The sequence below is a fragment of the Bradyrhizobium sp. 87 genome, assembly GCF_023073015.1.
GTDB lineage: Bacteria > Pseudomonadota > Alphaproteobacteria > Rhizobiales > Xanthobacteraceae > Bradyrhizobium > Bradyrhizobium canariense_D.
The window spans coordinates 63,602-82,121 of record NZ_JADPIQ010000056.1 but is presented as its reverse complement, the minus strand read 5'-3'; the positions used below and the strand labels follow the sequence as shown (position 1 = coordinate 82,121).

The 18,520-nt window shown below is 65.6% G+C and carries 16 protein-coding genes; 10 read left to right on the top strand and 6 right to left on the bottom strand.

Annotated features, from left to right (window positions below):
• Positions 1 to 60: 60 nt before the first annotated feature.
• The gene (locus IVB50_RS14375) at positions 61 to 1,173 is read right to left on the bottom strand and encodes a ring-opening amidohydrolase (protein WP_247296127.1); all 1,113 of its coding nucleotides are present in this window, start codon (positions 1,171 to 1,173) and stop codon (positions 61 to 63) included.
• Between the two features lie 298 nt (positions 1,174 to 1,471).
• On the opposite strand from IVB50_RS14375, the gene IVB50_RS14370 reads away from it, so the two are divergent.
• The 4 genes from IVB50_RS14370 to IVB50_RS14355 all read left to right on the top strand — a co-directional run bounded on the left by IVB50_RS14370 (position 1,472) and on the right by IVB50_RS14355 (position 6,316).
• A complete protein-coding gene (locus tag IVB50_RS14370; protein WP_247296124.1) occupies positions 1,472 to 3,808 on the top strand; it encodes a Tex family protein in 2,337 nt (778 codons plus the stop codon).
• Between the two features lie 190 nt (positions 3,809 to 3,998).
• Positions 3,999 to 4,466 (top strand): hypothetical protein, encoded by a 468-nt coding sequence (locus IVB50_RS14365; RefSeq protein ID WP_085349581.1) that lies wholly within the window; start codon positions 3,999 to 4,001, stop codon positions 4,464 to 4,466.
• A 97-nt stretch (positions 4,467 to 4,563) separates the two neighbouring features.
• On the top strand, positions 4,564 to 5,256 hold the full coding sequence (locus tag IVB50_RS14360; protein WP_018453654.1) for a response regulator transcription factor: 693 nt from the start codon (positions 4,564 to 4,566) through the stop codon (positions 5,254 to 5,256).
• Entirely contained in the window at positions 5,243 to 6,316 is a 1,074-nt protein-coding gene (locus IVB50_RS14355; protein ID WP_018453655.1) for a HAMP domain-containing sensor histidine kinase, read from the top strand. Before IVB50_RS14360 ends, IVB50_RS14355 begins: the two co-directional genes overlap by 14 nt.
• Here the strand turns inward: IVB50_RS14355 and IVB50_RS14350 are convergent.
• Both IVB50_RS14350 and IVB50_RS14345 read right to left on the bottom strand, forming a co-directional pair.
• Positions 6,313 to 6,684, bottom strand: a complete 372-nt coding sequence (locus IVB50_RS14350; protein ID WP_007614569.1) for a helix-turn-helix transcriptional regulator — start codon at positions 6,682 to 6,684, stop codon at positions 6,313 to 6,315. The genes IVB50_RS14355 and IVB50_RS14350 overlap by 4 nt on opposite strands.
• A complete protein-coding gene (locus IVB50_RS14345; protein WP_018453657.1) occupies positions 6,681 to 7,547 on the bottom strand; it encodes a S1C family serine protease in 867 nt (288 codons plus the stop codon). The genes IVB50_RS14350 and IVB50_RS14345 overlap by 4 nt, the downstream gene beginning before the upstream one ends.
• 201 nt (positions 7,548 to 7,748) lie before the next feature.
• Between IVB50_RS14345 and IVB50_RS14340 the strand changes: the two genes are divergently transcribed.
• From IVB50_RS14340 to IVB50_RS14325, 4 genes are all read left to right on the top strand, one after another.
• Positions 7,749 to 8,714, top strand: a complete 966-nt coding sequence (locus tag IVB50_RS14340; protein WP_085349580.1) for a VOC family protein — start codon at positions 7,749 to 7,751, stop codon at positions 8,712 to 8,714.
• 63 nt (positions 8,715 to 8,777) lie between these two features.
• Positions 8,778 to 9,653 (top strand): dihydrodipicolinate synthase family protein, encoded by an 876-nt coding sequence (locus IVB50_RS14335; protein ID WP_018453659.1) that lies wholly within the window; start codon positions 8,778 to 8,780, stop codon positions 9,651 to 9,653.
• Positions 9,654 to 9,821: 168 nt separating this feature from the next.
• Positions 9,822 to 10,907 (top strand): trypsin-like peptidase domain-containing protein, encoded by a 1,086-nt coding sequence (locus IVB50_RS14330; protein ID WP_247296122.1) that lies wholly within the window; start codon positions 9,822 to 9,824, stop codon positions 10,905 to 10,907.
• A gap of 124 nt (positions 10,908 to 11,031) precedes the next feature.
• Positions 11,032 to 13,356, top strand: a complete 2,325-nt coding sequence (locus tag IVB50_RS14325) for a xanthine dehydrogenase family protein molybdopterin-binding subunit (RefSeq protein ID WP_085349579.1) — start codon at positions 11,032 to 11,034, stop codon at positions 13,354 to 13,356.
• A 107-nt stretch (positions 13,357 to 13,463) separates the two neighbouring features.
• On the opposite strand, the gene IVB50_RS14320 is transcribed toward IVB50_RS14325, so the two are convergent.
• The 3 genes from IVB50_RS14320 to IVB50_RS14310 are packed head-to-tail and all read right to left on the bottom strand — an operon-like array spanning position 13,464 to position 16,683.
• A complete protein-coding gene (locus IVB50_RS14320; protein WP_247296119.1) occupies positions 13,464 to 14,660 on the bottom strand; it encodes an acyl-CoA dehydrogenase family protein in 1,197 nt (398 codons plus the stop codon).
• A gap of 15 nt (positions 14,661 to 14,675) precedes the next feature.
• Positions 14,676 to 15,824 carry an acyl-CoA dehydrogenase gene (locus IVB50_RS14315; RefSeq protein WP_085360485.1) on the bottom strand — a complete coding sequence of 383 codons (1,149 nt, stop codon included), beginning with the start codon at positions 15,822 to 15,824 and terminating at the stop codon, positions 14,676 to 14,678.
• Positions 15,825 to 15,828: 4 nt separating this feature from the next.
• Positions 15,829 to 16,683: an enoyl-CoA hydratase gene (locus tag IVB50_RS14310; RefSeq protein WP_204512297.1), complete on the bottom strand. Its 855-nt coding sequence runs from the start codon at positions 16,681 to 16,683 to the stop codon at positions 15,829 to 15,831.
• A 184-nt stretch (positions 16,684 to 16,867) separates the two neighbouring features.
• Between IVB50_RS14310 and IVB50_RS14305 the strand changes: the two genes are divergently transcribed.
• Both IVB50_RS14305 and IVB50_RS14300 read left to right on the top strand, forming a co-directional pair.
• Positions 16,868 to 17,476, top strand: coding sequence for a LemA family protein (locus IVB50_RS14305; protein ID WP_018453665.1), 609 nt, complete (start codon positions 16,868 to 16,870; stop codon positions 17,474 to 17,476).
• 132 nt (positions 17,477 to 17,608) lie between these two features.
• A complete protein-coding gene (locus IVB50_RS14300) occupies positions 17,609 to 18,517 on the top strand; it encodes a YgcG family protein (RefSeq protein WP_085349575.1) in 909 nt (302 codons plus the stop codon).
• The last annotated feature ends 3 nt before the right edge of the window (positions 18,518 to 18,520 follow it).

Below are 18,520 nucleotides of genomic sequence, written 5' to 3'. Positions count from 1 at the left end.
CGGCGCGAAGGGCAGGGTTGCGCCGGATGGAGAGGTAATCCCGAATTGCATGCGCGCGCATCAATTGGAGAACTTTGCGATCACCGCGACCGGGCCGCCGCCGGCTGGGCCCTGATGCTCGGCGCCGCCGGAGACGTAGACCGCACCAGTGCCGGCGAGGCCGGCAATCAACCCGCCAACGGCAGCCCGGGCGTGGCGTGTCGAGCTGATATCGGTATCTTCGAGCATGGTGTGGCGGAAGCCGCGCACGCAGCCATCAGGGGAGGCCTCGGCCTTAGCGAAGATGTTGACAAGCTTGCTGCCGGTCGTCGTCTGTTGCCCGGCACGGAGCCCAACGCTCTCCAACGCCGCAAGCACCGCCGCGGTGTCGATCGCATCGCTCATCACGGCATGCCCGATCTCGAATTCGCTCGTCGAGGACATCGAATTGCCGAGCACGATGACGACGTTATGCATGAGCTCGATCCCGGACGAGGTCGAGGCGACGTTCGAGAACAGATCGTAGCGTCGCAGCACGTCCTCATCACGAACGCCGGTTGCGATCTCGCCGAGCGCGACCGCAACGCCGAGTGCGGAAGCGCCGCGCGAATAGGCCATCGAACTGTAGGCGCTGGTCGTCGCTGTCTTGTGACCGCGCGCATTCGCCGCTTCGACGCGCTCGCTGGTGAGCAGCGGGCATTTGATCTGCACGAAATGGACGTCGGCGGGATCGGCGATCCCGGCATCCGCCATCGCGGCCTTCACGGCCTTGGCTGTCTCCGTGATCTGAGCGGAGCGGCCGAGCTCTTCAGGGAGAAAATCCCGCGTGTGCGCCATGCCGATGCTCAGGCGCTTGCCGGAGAGGCCTGCCGGGCGCTGTAGAATGTCCTGGCGCGTGAACACCGTGATGTGCGGGCTGAGCACGCCCTCGGTGCCGCCCGACATCACGAAGGCGATGCGTTGCTCGACCTCCTGCGGCGACAGCCCGAGCTGCGGCGCCAGCGCCGTGCACAGCGCGGCAACGGCATATTCCCGGGTAAAGTCGTTGACGCCGCCGTTGCCTTCGGTCTTGCCGAGGATCGCCAGGATGGATGCCGGATCGATCGCGCCGGAGCCGATCATGCTCATCAATCCGGAGACGTCGCCGGGGCCTCTGGTGGCGACCTTGAAGACGCCGACCGATGTCGTCCGCATTATAATCCTCACATGAAGTTCAGGAGTCCGGCAGACAAAACAGCCGCTGAACCGGGGCGCCTGTCAAGGTGTCGAGGCAATCCCCGTCGTCGTCCTGGCGAAAGCCAGGACGACAGCAGGACGTGCGCCGTCTGCGTAGCACCCACGATTGTGGCGAGATCGCATCGCTTCGACAAAAAATCCCTTGTCGACGGTCGTCCGCCGCACCTTGATGAATCAACCCCGATTGGTCCATAAGCGGCGTCCCGCAGCCGGTGGTTCGCCTCCGCGATGCGTGCTTGGATAGAGGGGTTCTCGCGTGGTAAATATCAACCAGAAAATTGCGCAGGAGCTTGGGGTTCGGGCGGAGCAGGTCGAGGCGACAGTGGCGCTGCTCGACGGCGGCGCCACGGTTCCCTTCATCGCCCGCTACCGCAAGGAAGCGACCGGTGCGCTCGACGACGCACAATTGCGCACGCTGGAGGAGCGCCTGGGTTACCTGCGCGAGCTCGAGGACCGCCGCAAGGCCATCCTCGAATCGGTCCGCGAGCAGGGCAAGCTCGATGCCGCGCTGGAGGCCTCCATTCTCGCTGCCGACAGCAAGGCGCGCCTCGAAGACATCTATCTGCCGTTTAAGCCGAAGCGCCGCACCAAGGCCGAGATCGCCAAGGAAGCCGGGCTCGAGCCGCTCGCCTTTCAGCTCATGGCCGAGCCCAACAACGATCCGAAGGTGGTCGCTGAAGCCTTCGTCAATCCCGAGAAGGGCGTTGCCGATGCCGCTGCGGCACTCGATGGCGCCCGCGCCATCCTGGTCGAGCGCTTCGACGAAGACGCCGACCTGATCGGCGCGCTTCGCGAGGAGGTGTGGACTAATGCGCGCATGACCTCCAAGGTGCGCGACGGCAAGAAAACCGAGGGCGAAAAGTTTGCCGACTATTTCGAGTTCTCCGAGCCGCTGACCAAGCTGCCCTCGCACCGAATCCTCGCAATGTTCCGCGGCGAGAAAGAAGAAATCCTCGATCTCCAGATCCAGGCCGAGGCCGAACCATCGCCGCCCGGCGTGCCGAGCGTCTATGAACTGAAGATCATGAAGCGGTTCGGCATCGCCGACCTTAAGCGCGCCGGCGACCGCTGGATGATCGATACCGTGCGCTGGGCCTGGCGCACCAAGATCCAGGTGCATCTCAACATCGACCTGCGCATGCGGCTGTGGAATGCGGCCGAGACAGAGGCCGTGCGCGTGTTCGCCTCGAATCTGCGCGACTTGCTGCTCGCGGCGCCCGCCGGCACCCGCGTCACCATGGGTCTCGATCCCGGCTTCCGCACCGGGGTCAAGGTCGCCGTCACCGACGCGACCGGCAAGGTGGTGGATACCGCCGTGATCTATCCGCACGAGCCGCAGCGGCAGTGGAACGAGGCGCTTGCGATCCTCGGCAAGCTCGCGCTGAAACATCGTGTCGAGCTGATCGCGATCGGCAACGGCACCGCCTCGCGCGAGACCGACAAGCTCGCGGCCGACCTCGTCAAGGGCCTGCCCGACTTGAAGATGACCAAGATCGTGGTGTCGGAAGCCGGCGCGTCGGTTTATTCGGCCTCGGCGTTCGCCTCGGAGGAGTTGCCGGGCCTCGACGTCACCCTGCGCGGCGCGGTGTCAATCGCGCGGCGGCTCCAGGATCCTCTCGCCGAGCTCGTCAAGATCGAACCCAAGGCGATCGGCGTCGGCCAGTACCAGCACGACCTAGGCCAGGCCAAGCTCGCCAAATCCCTCGACGCCGTGGTCGAAGACTGCGTGAACGCCGTCGGCGTCGACGTCAACACCGCGTCCGCTCCGCTGCTCGCGCGCGTGTCGGGCGTCGGCTCCGGCCTCGCCTCGAGCATCGTGGCACACCGCGACGCCAACGGGCCGTTCAAGTCGCGCAAGGCGTTGAAGGACGTGCCGCGGCTCGGCCCCAAGGCGTTCGAGCAGTGCGCGGGCTTCCTGCGCATCCTCGGCGGCGAGGACCCGCTCGACGCCTCCGGTGTGCATCCGGAAGCCTATCCGGTGGTGCGCCGGATTCTCAGCGCCACCAAGAGCGACATCAAGGCGCTGATCGGCAGCAGCGACATCGTTCGCACGCTGAAGCCGAAAGACTTCGTGGACGAGACGTTTGGTCTGCCGACCGTCACCGACATCCTGCGCGAGCTCGAGAAGCCCGGTCGCGACCCGCGTCCGGCCTTCAAGGCAGCTGTGTTCATGGACGGCGTCGAGGAGATCAAGCACCTCAAGAAGGGCATGATCCTCGAGGGCACCGTAACCAACGTCGCGGCGTTCGGCGCCTTCGTCGATATCGGCGTGCACCAGGACGGCCTCGTGCACATCTCGGCGATGTCCAAGACCTACATCAAGGATCCGCGTGAAGTGGTGAAGCCCGGCGACATCGTCAAAGTGAAGGTGCTAGACTTCGAGGTCGCGCGCAAGCGTATCTCGTTGACACTACGGCTCGACGACGAGGTCGGCGCCAAGAAGGACGCGCCCGGCATGCAGCGGGATAACAGCTCACGTAACCCGTCCCGCATGACGTCGTCGGCCCCGCGCCAGCAGGAGTCTTCCGGCGGCGGTGCGCTCGCCGAAGCGCTGCGCCGCGCGGCCGAGAAAAACGGCGGCAAGCGGGCGTAGCTTCTAACCTCTCCCCGCTCTCACCCCACCCTCTCCCCGCAAGAACGGGGCGAGCGAGTGAGAGAGCAGCGTCTCCCTAACTTCCGCGTCAGAATCTGGCGCGTTTGTAAGTTGAAGGCGCCTGTCCCTTCCTCTCATCTGATCCTCCTCGCGCGGCAGAATATTGTCGCGCAGCACGGAGGATGCTTCGATGGACAACAGGATTCTCAAAGGCCTCACCGCGGTGACGATCGCAGCGGTGATGGCGCTCGCTTCACCGGTGCTTGCCAGAGGCGGTGGCGGTGGCGGTGGCGGTCATGGCGGATTCGGCGGTGGTGGGCATTTCGGTGGCGGCGGCATGCACACGGGAGGCTTCGGCGGCGGCATGCACACCGGTGGCTTCGGTGGTATGCGCGTCGGCGGCATGGGCGGCGCCCGTTTCGGCGGCCCGGGCTTTGGCGGTGCACGTTTCGCGCATGCGGCGATCGGGCCGCGCTTCGCTGGCTCCGGCTGGCACGGCAGGCCCTTCATCGGCCGCCATGCCTTCTTCCGGCAACACCATCGCTTCTTCTTCGGAGCACCTTTCATCTATGCCGGCTACTATGACGGCTGCTGGCGCAGGAGCTTGACGCCCTATGGGTGGCAATGGGTCAATGTGTGCGGAGACTCTTGGTACTAGCATCGCCGTACCGCACCATTGTCGCGATCGTCATCGGACGGTTCCGCTCAGCCCCGGAACGGGATAGTCTGGTGGCGATCGTCGCGCGGAGTTTGTCATGACCGGAGCTCACCGCCGCATTCTGGTCGTCGAGGACGACGCGGAAACCGCAGGCCAGCTCGTCGAGGAGCTGACGACTTCCGGCTACGACGTCGATCTCGCCGCCACCGGGCGCGAAGCGCTCAGCCATGGCGCCGCGCGCGACTATGCCGTGATCACCATCGACCGCATGCTGCCCGATATCGACGGCATCAGCGTGATGCGCCAGTTGCGCGACGACGGCATCGCCGCGCCGTTCCTAATCATTTCCGCACTTGGCGAGGTCGACGACCGCGTGCGCGGCTTGCGGGCCGGCGGCGACGATTATCTCGTCAAGCCGTTCTCCTTCACCGAATTGCTGGCGCGGCTGGAGGCACTCGGCCGGCGCAGCGACACCGTCGCCAAGGAGACGATCCTGCGGGTCGGCGATCTCGCCATCGACCTGATCGCACGCAGCGCGAGCCGCCGCGGCCGGAAGATTCCGCTGTTGCCGCGGGAATTCCAATTACTCGAATATCTGGTCCGCAACGAGGGCCGCGTCGTCTCGCGTGCGATGCTGCTCCAGCATGTCTGGGATCTGCATTTCGATCCCTCCACCAACATCATCGACGTCTATGTCGGACGCGTCCGTCGCAAGGTCGATGATGCCCAGGCCTATCCGCTGATCCACACCATCCGCGGCATCGGATATTGTCTCCGTGCTCCTGGCTAAAACGCTCCGCTCCTCGACCTTCCGCCTTGCGCTGATCGCGATCGCGGCGTTCGGGCTGATCGTCGCGGCGATCATGGCCTATGTCTATTTCGGCACGATCGCCTATGTGCAGAGCCGTGTCGGCGATGCCGGCGACCACAGCGGCTTCACCGCGATGATCGAGCTCGCAATGGCCGCTGTCGCCGTGCTGATGCTGGTGCTCGCCGGGCTCGCCGCGGTGCTGGTGACGCGCCGCACGGTCGGGCGGATCGAGGAGATCAACGCCACCAGCCGCGCCATCATGATGTCGGGCCTCGACCAGCGCATTCCCTTGCGCGGCAGTCACGACGAATGGGACCGGGTCGCCGAAAACCTCAACCAGATGCTCGACCGCATCGAGACTTTGATGGGAGAGGTCAAGCAGGTCAGCGACAACGTCGCCCATGATTTGCGTACGCCGCTGACGCGCATGCGGGGTCGGCTGGAAAAGGCTTATCACGCCTCGCGCAATGGCGAGGCCGACGCGGCGCTGATCGGTGACACCATCGCCGATCTCGACGCCGTGCTCGGCATGTTCGCCTCCATCACGCGCATCTCGGAGATCGAGACCCGCGCCCGCCGTAGTGCGTTTCGCACCCTCAATCTCGCCGAAATCGCCGGCGAGGTCGTCGAGCTCTACGATGCCGCCGCCGAACAGGTTGCGACGCGGCTCAGCCTCGGCGGCGATCGCGAGGTGGCGATTATTGGCGATCGCGACCTGCTGTTCGACGCTATCGCCAATCTCGTCGACAACGCGATCAAGCACGGCTGCAAAGGCGGGCAGGTGACCGTCACCTGCAGCAGCACCGACGGCGGTGCGACGATCGCGATCGCCGACGACGGCCCGGGCATTCCGGCGGATCAGCGCGATCACGTGTTCAAACGCTTCTACCGGCTCGAGCAGAGCCGCTACACCCCGGGTAACGGCCTTGGCTTAAGCCTGGTCGCCGCGGTCGCTCGCCTCCATGGTGCCGAGATTGCCCTGCACGACAACGCGCCGGGCCTGACGGTCCAGCTCAGCTTCCCGCCGCACCCGACCTAGAGCTCGATCACGCCGCGGCGGGCCGCATGTGCCACCGCATCGGTGCGGCCGGTAGCGTCGAGCTTGTCGAGCAGCGAGCCGACATGGAATTTCACCGTGTGGACGGAAATGCCGAGCTGACGCGCGATCATCTTGTTGGAGCCGCCTTCCGCCATCAACGCCAGCACGTCGAGCTCACGTTGCGTCAGCGCAATGTCCTCAGGCATGATGCGCGGATCGCGAGTGACAATCGTCGCGGCGGCTTTCTCGCCGGGTTCGGCGAGGCGAAGCCCGGCGATATTGCCGAGCAGAGCAGCCAGGCGATCGGCGAGGGCGGGATCGTCGATCTCCAAAGCCAACACGATCTCGGGCGCGATGTCCTCGCTCACGCCGCCGGCCTCTCGCCGATCGTGACCTTGAAGCTGACCGGCTCGCCGCCGCGGCGCGCCGCGATATCGACCACCGCGCCCACGCTCGCCGGACCCAGCGTCCGCGACAGCGCGCGCACGCCGGACAGCTTCTGGTCGTTGACCGCGACGATGACGTCGCCCTGGCGGATGCCGGCCGCCGCCGAAGGGCCGGCCTTGTCGACATTCATCACCATCGCGCCGACGCCGTCGTCGAGCCGGACCGGCTGCAGCCCGAGGCCGAGATATCCGCGTGCGATGCGGCCGCGCGCCTCTAACTGGGCCGCGACCCGCTCGATCGTCGCTGTCGGGATCACCAGCACACGCCTCGGGCCGAGCACGGCCATGCCGAAGGCTTCGCCCGATGCGTCGAGCGCGAGGCCGCCCTGCTGGCTGGAGCGCAAGCGGACGTCGAGCTCGATCCGCGCGTCGATGTCGCCGCCGCGCAGGGAGCGCCAGCTCTTGCCGGACTGCGACACCATCGCGAGCGCGGCGCTCGGCGTATCGCGGTTGGTGGCGACGACGACCGACAACGCGCCAAGGGGCGGCACAATTGTGGCCAGCTTGACCGGGGCAATCGCCGTATCGGCGCGCAGCAGTGCGATATCCGTCGTATGGTCGCGGCCGGCGATCGTGGCGGCCGCGGTGCTGCCGTCGGGGAGGCCGATCTCGACGTCGCCCTCGTCGGCCAGCGCCTCGTCGGCGGTGACGATCAGGCCGGGTTTCCAGACGAAGCCGGTGGCGCGGGAACGATGCGAATGGACGGCGACGACGGACGGCGCGGTGCGGGACACCATATCCGCGAGCGCGGACGACAGCGAAGTCAGGGGAGTTGAGTCGGTCATGGCAGGCTCCTGTAAAGCTGTCCTCAATCTGGGATGTCGCGGGCGATCGCGTAACTGGCCGCATGGCCAGGAAATAAGCAGGGAAGCTGGTCCGTAAGAGCACGGCCGACGAACATGTGATTGGAGCCGCTCACGGGAACGTGTAGCAATCGGCTCGACCTTGTGCCGTACGGCCTCAAGCCTTTTTGCGAGCCCTGATTGATGACCATCGACCTTACCCGCCGCACCCTGCTTCAACTCGCCGGCGCCAGCTCGCTCGCAATGGCGGCTGCGGGCGCGGCGCGCGCCGAGGGCACACCGCAGGGCGGCGGTCCGACCTATGCCAGCCGCACGCCGATGCGCGTCGGCATGGTGACGCTCCGGGTGAAGAATCTCGACAAGGTTGCGAACTACTACCGCGACGTGATCGGGCTCACCGTGATGGAACGCTCGGCGAGCGCCGCCAAGCTCGGCACGGCCGGCATCGCGCTGCTGGTGCTGGAGGCCCGTCCTGATGCCGAGATCGAGCCGCGCAACGCCGCCGGCCTCTATCACACCGCCTTCCTGATGCCGACCCGCAAGGACTTGGCCCGCTGGCTGGTAGCAGCCGCTTCGCATCGCGTGCCGCTGTCGGGCTTTGCCGATCATCTCGTCAGCGAATCCGTCTATCTCGACGATCCCGAAGGTAACGGCATCGAGGTCTATGCCGACCGCGATCCCTCGCAATGGCAGTGGAGCGAAGGCAGCGTGAAGATGGCGGCCGACGAGCTCGACATTCCCGACCTGCTGTCGCTGACCAATACGCGCGTGCCTGATTATGCCAAGGCACCGGACGGAATGCGCATCGGCCACATGCATCTGCGCGTCGGCGACCTCGCGCAGGCGCAGAATTTCTACCACGGCACGATCGGACTCGACCCGACCCGCAGCCGCAACGGCGCCGCGTTCCTGTCGTCGGGACGCTACCATCATCATCTCGGCATAAACGTGTGGCAGAGCGAGGGCGCCGGCCAACGCGACGATCAGACAACGGGGCTCGCCTGGTTCTCGCTGGTGACAGCTAAGCAGGATCTGCTCGCCGCACAGGAAGAGCGCCTGCGCAAGGGCGGCGCGAAAGTCACGGCGCTAGCGGACGGCGTTGAGGCGATCGATCCCTGGGGCACGCGGGTGCGGCTGATCAGGATTTGATCGCCGGCACGAGCGTTGGTAAGACCGTCAGGCGCTAGCCAGTTTCCGGGATTCACACCTGACATGTCCGATTTTCGCGGCGTCTTCCCTTATCTCGTCTCTCCCGTCGCTGCCGATGGCGCGGTGCGGACGAACGTCCTCGCAAAGCTCTGCGACGATCTGATCGGCGCGGGCGTCCACGGTCTGACCCCGCTCGGCTCGACCGGCGAGTTCGCCTATCTCAACGCCGCCCAACGCACCGCGGTCGTGCAGACCACGATCGAGGCGGCAAGGGGACGTGTGCCTGTTGTCGCGGGCGTCGCCTCCACCTCGACGGCAGATGCGGTGGCGCAGGCGAAGGCGTATCAGAAGCTCGGCGCCGACGGCATTCTGGCGATCCTGGAAGCGTATTTCCCGCTCGCCGACGCCCAGATCGAATCCTATTTCCGCGCCATCGCGGATGCCGTGGACATCCCCGTCGTCATCTATACCAATCCGCAATTCCAGCGCTCCGATCTCACCCTCGAAATCATCGCGCGCCTCGCCGAACATCCGCGCATCGGCTACATCAAGGACGCCTCGACCAACACCGGCCGGCTGCTCTCGATCATGAACCGCTGCGGCGATGCCTTGCGGGTGTTCTCCGCCTCCGCCCATATCCCGGCCGCGGTGATGCTGATCGGCGGCCTCGGCTGGATGGCGGGCCCCGCCTGCATCATTCCGCGCCAGAGCGTCGCGCTCTACGACCTCTGCAAGGCCGGCCGCTGGGACGAGGCGATGGCGCTCCAGCGCAGGCTGTGGCGCATCAACGAAGCTTTTGCCCGCTTCAACCTGGCGGCCTGCATCAAGGCCGGCTTGGCCATCCAGGGGTACGACGTCGGCGATCCTGTCCCGCCGCAGGCCGCTCTCACCGCCGATGCGCGCAAGGTCGTAGAAGCGGCATTGCGGGAGCTGGCGTAGCGGTTTGTCACGCGGCAATGGGCCCCGGCACGGGCAGCGGAACCGTCCTTAGCTGCCCGATTCGAGAAACTTCCATTCATTTTCGACGTTGCTGCGTGAGCTGGCTCTGTCACCTCCCGGCATGTGCATTCGAGAGATCGTCTTCAGCATACGACACGGTGATCACTGATGAATCGTCGCTACGCAATCATTGCGGCGGCTTTTGCCGCCCTGCTGCTCGTGGTAACTGCCGTGAAGGTCCAGCATGCGCCATGGACAACCCCCTCCGCGCGCGCCGTCGAGCAACGTGGTCCGCTGTCCGAGGCCGAAAGGGCCACCATCGACATCTTCGAACGAGTGTCGCCCTCGGTTGTCCAGGTTGCGGTGAGATCGGCCGCTACTCCTGTCATGGGAGAGGAGGGGCAGGGCGGCGCTTCCGGCACGGGATTTGTCTGGGACCGCGACGGGCATCTCGTCACGAACAACCATGTCGTGGCCAATGGCGGCGAGCTCGCGGTGCGCTTTGCGTCGGGAGAGGTGGCTCGGGTTGATCTGATCGGCACCGCCCCCAATTACGATCTTGCGGTCCTGCGGATCCGCAGCGTGCGCGAGCTTCCACCGCAGGTGGCTCTCGGCAGCTCGACCGACCTGAAAGTCGGGCAATCCGCGTTTGCGATCGGCAATCCTTTCGGGCTAGATCAGTCGATGACGAGCGGCATCATCAGTGCCCTCAAGCGGAGGCTTCCGACCCATGGCGGCCGGGAGATTGCCAATGTCATCCAGACGGATGCCGCAATCAACCCGGGCAATTCAGGCGGGCCGCTGCTGGACTCCGCCGGCCGGCTGATCGGCGTCACGACTGCGATCATATCGCCGTCCGGCTCGAATGCAGGCATCGGTTTCGCGGTGCCGGTGGACGTCGTGAACCGGATTGTCCCCGAGCTCATTCGCAATGGCCGCGTGCCGACGCCCGGCATCGGCATCGTCGCCGCCAGCGAGGATGTGTCGACGCGGCTTGGCGTCCAAGGGGTGATCGTGGTCCGGACAGCCCCCGGCAGCCCTGCGGAACAGGCGGGGATTCGCGGTGTCAACTTGTCGACTGGAACGGTCGGAGACATCATCACCGCGGTGGAAGGCAAGCCGGTGCGGCGGCTCTCCGACCTGACTGATGCGCTCGAGCAGGCCGGTGCCGGTAAGACCGTTCGCCTCACGGTAAAGCGGGATTCGGACACCCGTGATATCAATGTGGGCATCATCGACATAGAGCGCTCCTGACCCGGCAATCTGCGGCCAAAGCGGGCGTGACACGCAATGCAGATGTGCCGCGGCTCGGTTGTATCGACCGCAAAATCGGCTAAAACCCCCGCGGTCGTTTTCTGGGTTTCAAGGACATGGTGGAATGAACATTCTTCCCGGCAATTTGCGTTTCGGAGCGGGGCAGCCCGTCAAGCGTTTGGAAGACCAGCGACTGCTCACCGGGAAGGGGCAGTTCATCGACGACAAGCCGGAAGATGGCGCGCTGTGGTTGTACCTGCTGCGCTCGCCGCATGCCCATGCGAAGATCGTCTCGATCGACACCAGCGCCGCCACGGCGATGCCCGGCGTGACCGCGGTCTATACCGGCGCCGACCTCGTCAAGGACGACATCGGCGTCATCCCGACCTTGAGCATCTTCAAGCGCCCCGACGGCAAGCCGATGACGGTGCCGCCACGCCGCCTGCTGGCGCACGAAGTCGTGCGCTATGCCGGCGAGGCCGTGGCCGCCGTGGTGGCCTCCTCGCGTGCCGACGCGCAGGGCGCGGCCGAAGCGATCGTGGTCGAATATGACGTGCAGCCGGCGGTGGTCGATCCGGTCGAGGCGGTCAGGCCCGGCGCGCCCGTGGTGTGGCCGGAGGCCCCCGACAACATCGTCGGCGCGATGGCTTACGGCGATGCCGCCAAGGTGGACGAGGCTTTTGCCAGGGCGGCGCATACCGTCGAGCTCGATCTCGTCAGCCAGCGCCTGGTGCCGTCGGCGATGGAGCCGCGCTCGACCATTGCCGAGATCGACAAGACGTCCGGCCGCCTCCTGCTGCATGTGCAGTCGCAGACGCCTGCCTCGACCCGCGACGTGCTGGCCGAGGCCGTGCTGAAGCGTCCGAAGGACAGCGTTCGCGTGCTGGTCGGCGATATCGGCGGCGGCTTTGGCCAGAAGACCAACCTCTATCCCGAGGACGGCATCGTCGCCTATGCCGCAACCAAGCTGAACAGGAAGATCCGCTGGCGCGGCGACCGCACCGACGAATTCGTCGGTGGCACCCACGGCCGCGATCTTACCTCGACAGCTTCCTTCGCGCTCGACGAGAAGGGCAAGGTGCTGGCCTACCGCGTCAGCTCGATCGGCTGCACCGGCGCATATTCCTCAGGCGCGGCCAACATCATCCCGCTGGTGCTGGGGCCGTTCGTGCAGACCGGCGTCTACGATTTGCCGCTGGTACATTTCGAGGTGAAGTCGGTGATGACCCACACCGCGCCGGTCGGCGCTTATCGCGGTGCGGGCCGCCCGGAGGCCGTGTTCATCGTCGAGCGCCTGTTCGACGCGGCCGCGCGAAAAATCGGCATGGACCCGCGCGCGATCCGGAAAGCCAACTACATCAAGCCGGCGCAACTGCCCTACACCAACGCTGCAGGGCAGGTTTACGATTCCGGCGCCTTCGCGCACATGCTCGATCGTGCCGTGAAGCTTGCGGATTGGGACGGCTTTGCCGCGCGCAAGAAGGCGGCGAAGAAGAAGGGCCTGCTCTACGGCCGCGGGCTCACCTCCTATATCGAATGGACCGGCGGCCGCGCCCACACCGAGAAGGTCAGCCTGCATGCGACCGCGCAGGGCCGCGTCGTCCTGCATTCCGGCACCATGGCGATGGGGCAGGGGTTGCAGACCACCTACACCCAGATGATCTCCGACACGCTCGGCATCCCCATGGACAAGATCGACGTGGTCCAGGGCGACACCGATCTGGCGACGGGCTTCGGCAGCGTCGGCTCGCGTTCGCTGTTCGTCGGCGGCACGGCGGTCGCGGTCTCATCCAACGATCTGATCCAGAAGGCGCGCGAGAAGGCGGCGAACGTGCTGGAGACCTCGATCGAGGACATTGAATATCAGGGCGGCATGCTCACCGTGGTCGGCACCGACCGCCGCATCAGCCTGTTCGACATTGCCGAGAAAGAAGGCGGCGCAAAGCTCAGCGTCGATTCCGAAGGCGAGGTGGACGGTCCGAGCTGGCCGAACGGCACCCATATCTGCGAGGTCGAAATCGATCCCGAGACCGGCGTCTCCAAGGTCGTGCGCTACACCACGGTCGACGACGTCGGTGTCGCGGTGAACCCGATGCTGGTGACGGGACAGATCCATGGCGGTGTGGCGCAGGGTATCGGCCAGGCGCTGTATGAGGGGGTGTCCTATGATGCCGACGGCCAGCTGCTCACCGCGAGCTACCAGGACTATTGCATCCCGCGCGCCGACGACGTTCCGCCGATCGTGGTGACGCTCGACGATTCCGCGCCCTGTCGCACCAATCCGCTCGGCGCCAAGGGCTGCGGCGAATCCGGCGCCATCGGTGGCCCCCCTTGCGTCACCAACGGCGTGATGGATGCGCTCGCCGAGCTCGGCATCACCCAGCTCAACACGCCCCTGACGCCGCAGAAGATCTGGCAGGCGATCCGGGATGCGAAGGTGGGCGGTTAGCGGCCATTGTCGTGCTGGCTGTCGCCACAAATCCAACTCGTCGTCCCGGCCTTCGCCGGGACGACAGTGAGACCGGGACGACAGTGAGAATGTAGCGCCAGTGCCCCTCAGATCCCCAACATCATCTTCGCAATAATATCGCGCTGGATCTCCGAGGTGCCGCCGAAGATCGTATAGGCGCGGCCGTTGAGATATTCCGGCATCACCGTCAGCATCTCCTCCGGCATCGCCGGCTCGTGGTTGAGCTTGTAGAGCGGGCGCATCGGCTCGACCGCGAGGGCGTCATGGCCGATCACGTCGGCGCCGAGCCGGGTCACGGCCTGGCGGATCTCGCTGTTGCGCAGCTTCAGGATCGACGACACCGCACCGGGATTCTGTCCGGTCTGCAGCGCCGACAGCACGCGCAGCTCGGTCATCTCCAGCGCGTCGATGTCGACCTCGACTTCGGAGATGCGCGTCGCGATGTCGGGACTGTCGATCGCGCGGCCCGTCAGATCGGACTCGGCAAGCTCCGCGATCGCCTTCAGCCCCTCGCGCAGCTTCGCCGAGGCGATGCCGGAGCCGCGCTCGAACTCGAGCAGATACTTGCCGTAGGTCCAGCCCTTGCCTTCCTCGCCGACGCGGTTCGCCACGGGAACGCGCACGTCGTCTAAGAATACCTGGTTAACCTCGTGGTCGCCGCCGATGGTGAGGATAGGACGCGTCGTGATGCCCGGTGTCTTCATGTCGATCAGGATGAAGCTGATGCCGTCCTGCTGCCGTGGCCCGTCGCTGGTGCGCACCAGCGCGAACATGCGATTGGCGTGGTGGGCATGCGTGGTCCAGATCTTGGTGCCGTTGATGACGTAGTCGTCGCCATCGCGCACCGCGCGCGTCTTCAGCGAGGAGAGATCGGAGCCGGAGCCCGGCTCGGAATAGCCTTGGCACCAATAATCCTCACCGGACAGAATGCGCGGCAGGTAGAAGTTCTTCTGCTCCGCCGAGCCGAAGCCGATGATGACGGGCCCGACCATCTTCACGCCCATCACATTGACATTGGGCACGCCGGCCCGCGCGCTTTCAGTCTCGAAGATCCAGCGCTGCGCCGGGGTCCAATCCGGCCCGCCATGCTCGACCGGCCAGCCCGGCGCGCCCCAGCCTTGCTTGTGCAGCGTGCGCTGCCAGGCCATGCCGATATCGGGATCGGAGAACACCGACGGCGTCAGCGCCGTCGCGCGCTTCATCTCCTCGGTGAGGTTTCTGGCAATGAAGCCGCGCACCTCGTCCTGGAAGGCGCGCTCCTCGGCATTGAACGACAGGTCCATGATGCGCTCCTTGTATCAGGCCGGCACGCTGGCGCGGCCAAGCCGGGCGTGGCGGCCATAATGGTGGGCGCTGCCGCCGAACAGCGTGTCGAACGCGACCAGCCGCTTGAAATAGGCGCCGACCTCGAGCTCCTCGGTGACGCCCATGCCGCCGTGAAGCTGGATCGACTGCTCGCCGACGAAGCGCGCAGATCTGCCGATCTTCGCCTTCGCGCCCGACGCGGCCCGCGCGCGCTCGACCGGATCGGCGTCGAGCTTCAGCGCGGCGCGCAACGCCATCGAGCGCGCTTCGTCGACCTGCACCGCCATGTCGGCAAGGCGGTGGCGGATCACCTGGTTGGCGGCGAGCGGCCGGCCGAATTGCTTCCGGATTTTTGTGTACTCCAGCGTAGTATCCAGCAGTACCTGCATGATGCCGACGGCCTCGGCGCCAAGCGCAGCCATGGCGCGATCAACAGCCCATTCGATTGCCGGCAGCGCGTCATGCCCGTTGCCGAGCAAGGCATCCTCCGGCAGTTGCACGTCCGACAGCTCGATGTTGCAGGCCCGCCCGCCGCCGAGGCGCTCGTAGTCGGAGATCGCAACACTCGGAGTTGTCGCCTGCACCAGGAACAGGCCGATGCGGCCGGAGGAGCCCTGATGATCATGGATATGCGCGGAGACGATGATCTCGTCGGCGGCGTGGCCATCGAGCACGGCAATCTTGCGACCGGCCAGGCGCCAGCCTTGCGCCGTGCTGTGGGCGGTGGTTGCGACCTTGGCAAGATCGAACCGCGCCGCGCGCTCGGAATGCGCGAGCGCGAGCTTCAACGATCCGTCCGCGATCTTCGGCAGGATGGCCTGCTTCTGCGCCATGCTGCCGCATCGCTCGATCAACGCGGCGCCAAGCACGACCGACGCGATATACGGCTCCGACACAAGCCCGCGGCCGAAGGCTTCCATCAAAATGCCGATCTCGACCGCGCTGCCGCCGAGCCCGCCACACTCCTCCGCGATCGGCAGCGCCAGCCAGCCCAGTTCTGCGAATTGTTTCCACACCGCCGGACTGAAGCCGAGCGGATCGTTCGCCATCTTGCGGCGGTGATCGGCATCGTAGCTTTCGGCCACGAAGCGCTCCGCGCTTTCGCGCAGCAGGCGTTGCTCGTCGCTGAGATTGAGATCCATCCGTCTACTCCGCGGCGGCCGGCGGCTTGCGGACGGAGGGGTGTAGGCCCGATGGATCGACGATCATGCCGAATTCCTGAAGATTATGCGCGTGACAGAGCTGATGCAGCGCAAAGGCCTGGTCGATTGCAGCCGGTTGGCCCATCACGTCAACCGAACGATTCACGGCTTCCTTGGTCAGCTTCAGCGCAAAGGACGGTTTTGACGCGATTTTGCGCGCCAGCGCCAGCACGGCGGATGACAGCTCTGCGCGCGGCACGACCCGGTTGACCATCCCGAGTTGATGCGCCTCCTGCGCGCTCCATGCGTCGGCCGTGAACAGAAATTCCTTGGCCTTGCGCGGGCCGAGCTCCCAGGGATGCACGAACCATTCGACGCCGCAGACACCCATGGTGACCACGGGATCGCAGAACTGCGCATCGCCACTCGCGATGATGAGATCGCAGGCCCAGGCCAGCATCAGGCCGCCGGCGATGCACTTGCCGTGAACCTCTGCAATGGTCGGCTTGGCGAGGTTGCGCCAGCGCCGGGTGATCTGGAGATAGATCTCCTGCTCGCGCGCGAAGCGGCCATGGGCGTTTGCTTCGGCGAAGCCGCCCCAATTTCCGATCGGCGGAAAATCCACGCCCGCTTCATTCTTGCTGCCGGGTCGCAGGTCATGGCCTGAGGAGAAGTGCGGACCATTGCCGGCGAGAATGATCACCTTGACCGCGTCGTCCTGCACCGCCTCGTCGAAGGCGGCGTTGAGATCGTAGGTCATTTGCAGGTTCTGCGCGTTGCGCGCGTCGGGCCGGTTCATCACGACCCGGGCAATCGCCGGCTCCGGCCTCTCCACGAGGATGGTCTCGAACGAGCTCATCGCGTTCCCCTGGCGTTCCCGACCTGGCATTATTGTTCCCTCAAGTTGACTATTACAGCCAGGATTAAGCAAGAGGCTTGCGTACATCGGCTGCTTTTCACAGGCCACGGCCGGGACGCAAGATGTCTGGCATCTCGCGCGCGCAATCTGGTAGCTTGCGCCCGATTCCACCGGGAGAAATTTGATGCGCAAGATCCTGACCGTGCTGGCGGCGCTGGCCTCGTTGAGCCTCACCAATTGCGGCTATAACGCGATCCAGAGCGAGGACGAGCAGATCAAGGCCAATTGGTCCGAGGTCGTGAACCAGTATCAGCGTCGCGCCGATCTCGTGCCCAACCTCGTCAACTCGGTGAAGGGTTTTGCGCAGCAGGAGAAGGACGTGCTGCTCGGCGTCACCAATGCCCGCGCCAAGGTCGGCAGCATCCAGGCGACGCCCGAGGTGCTGAACGATCCCGCCGCATTCCAGAAATTCCAGGCCGCCCAGGGCGAACTCTCCGGCGCGCTGTCGCGGCTGCTCGTGGTCACCGAGAACTACCCCCAGCTCAAGTCGGATGCGCTGTTCAAGGATTTGATGTCGCAGCTCGAAGGCACCGAGAACCGCATCACGGTGGCGCGCAACCGCTACATCAAGGCGGTGCAGGACTATAACGTCACCATCCGTTCGTTCCCGAGCAACGTCACGGCGATGATGTTCGGCTACAAGGAAAAGCCGAACTTCACGGTCGCGAACGAGAAGGAAATCTCGACCGCGCCGAAGGTCGATTTCAATCCGGCGCCCGCGCCGTCGAAGTAAGTGCCTTCGACCCCGATGCATGCCCCACCCACCACCGTCATTCCCCGCGAAAGCGGGGAATCCAGTACGCCGCGGCTTCACGGTTCAATCACTGCTGCCTCTGGAATACTGGATCGCCCGCCTTCGCGGGCGATGACAACGATGTTGTGGCGTGCCGTTTTGGGCTTCTCAGCATTCGTCCTCGTCTTCGCGCTCCTGTTCACCTTTGCGCTCCCCGCCTCAGCCGATGTCGCCGTGCCGCAACTGACCGGCCGCGTGGTCGATCAGACCGGCACGCTCTCCAGCGGCGACATCGCCGCGCTGTCGCAAAAGCTGCAGGACTTCGAGATGCGCAAGGGCAGCCAGATCGCCGTCCTGATCGTGCCGACGACGGACCCGGAGACCATCGAGCAATTCGCGATCCGCGTCGCGGAGGCCTGGAAGATCGGACGCAAGAAGGTCGACGACGGCGCCATCCTCGTTGTGGCCAAGAACGACCGGCATTTGCGCATCGAGGTCGGTTACGGCCTCGAGGGCGCGCTCACCGACGTCACGTCGCGGCGCATCATCGATGAAGCCATCACGCCGAAATTCAGGAGCGGCGATTTCGCCGGCGGCATCACGGCGGGCGTCGACCGCATGATCCGCGTCATCGACGGCGAGCCGCTGCCGACGCCCTCGCGCAGCGTGAATTTCGGCGATTGGAACGACGTCGAGCCGCTTTTCTACTTCCTGCTGTTCGGCCCGCTGGTCATCGGAGGCATCCTGCGCTCCATGTTCGGGCGGCTGTTCGGTTCGGGAATAACGGGAGCGATCGTTGGTGTCCTCGCCTGGTTCGTGATCGGCTCAGCGGTCATCGGACTGGGCGTCGGTGTGCTCGGCGCTGTCCTGACGTTTATCGCCGATCTGTTTGGGGCGGGATCGGGCACGGGGTCCTCGCGTCGTGGCTCGTGGTCGAGCGGCTCGTCATCCGGCGGCTGGAGCAGCGGGTCGTCGTCGAGCGGCGGCTTCAGCGGTGGTGGCGGCAGTTTTGGCGGCGGCGGCGCCTCGGGGAGCTGGTAGGTC

What these genes read in the sequence shown, in the direction of transcription:
- IVB50_RS14330 (WP_247296122.1), top strand. Translation starts at nt 9,822, where the DNA reads ATGAATCGTCGCTACGCAATCATTGCGGCGGCTTTTGCCGCCCTGCTG.
- IVB50_RS14310 (WP_204512297.1), bottom strand. Translation starts at nt 16,683, where the DNA reads ATGAGCTCGTTCGAGACCATCCTCGTGGAGAGGCCGGAGCCGGCGATT.
- IVB50_RS14360 (WP_018453654.1), top strand. Translation starts at nt 4,564, where the DNA reads ATGACCGGAGCTCACCGCCGCATTCTGGTCGTCGAGGACGACGCGGAA.
- IVB50_RS14300 (WP_085349575.1), top strand. Translation starts at nt 17,609, where the DNA reads ATGACAACGATGTTGTGGCGTGCCGTTTTGGGCTTCTCAGCATTCGTC.
- IVB50_RS14315 (WP_085360485.1), bottom strand. Translation starts at nt 15,824, where the DNA reads ATGGATCTCAATCTCAGCGACGAGCAACGCCTGCTGCGCGAAAGCGCG.
- IVB50_RS14325 (WP_085349579.1), top strand. Translation starts at nt 11,032, where the DNA reads ATGAACATTCTTCCCGGCAATTTGCGTTTCGGAGCGGGGCAGCCCGTC.
- IVB50_RS14365 (WP_085349581.1), top strand. Translation starts at nt 3,999, where the DNA reads ATGGACAACAGGATTCTCAAAGGCCTCACCGCGGTGACGATCGCAGCG.
- IVB50_RS14335 (WP_018453659.1), top strand. Translation starts at nt 8,778, where the DNA reads ATGTCCGATTTTCGCGGCGTCTTCCCTTATCTCGTCTCTCCCGTCGCT.
- IVB50_RS14375 (WP_247296127.1), bottom strand. Translation starts at nt 1,173, where the DNA reads ATGCGGACGACATCGGTCGGCGTCTTCAAGGTCGCCACCAGAGGCCCC.
- IVB50_RS14340 (WP_085349580.1), top strand. Translation starts at nt 7,749, where the DNA reads ATGACCATCGACCTTACCCGCCGCACCCTGCTTCAACTCGCCGGCGCC.
- IVB50_RS14320 (WP_247296119.1), bottom strand. Translation starts at nt 14,660, where the DNA reads ATGGACCTGTCGTTCAATGCCGAGGAGCGCGCCTTCCAGGACGAGGTG.
- IVB50_RS14305 (WP_018453665.1), top strand. Translation starts at nt 16,868, where the DNA reads ATGCGCAAGATCCTGACCGTGCTGGCGGCGCTGGCCTCGTTGAGCCTC.
- IVB50_RS14345 (WP_018453657.1), bottom strand. Translation starts at nt 7,547, where the DNA reads ATGACCGACTCAACTCCCCTGACTTCGCTGTCGTCCGCGCTCGCGGAT.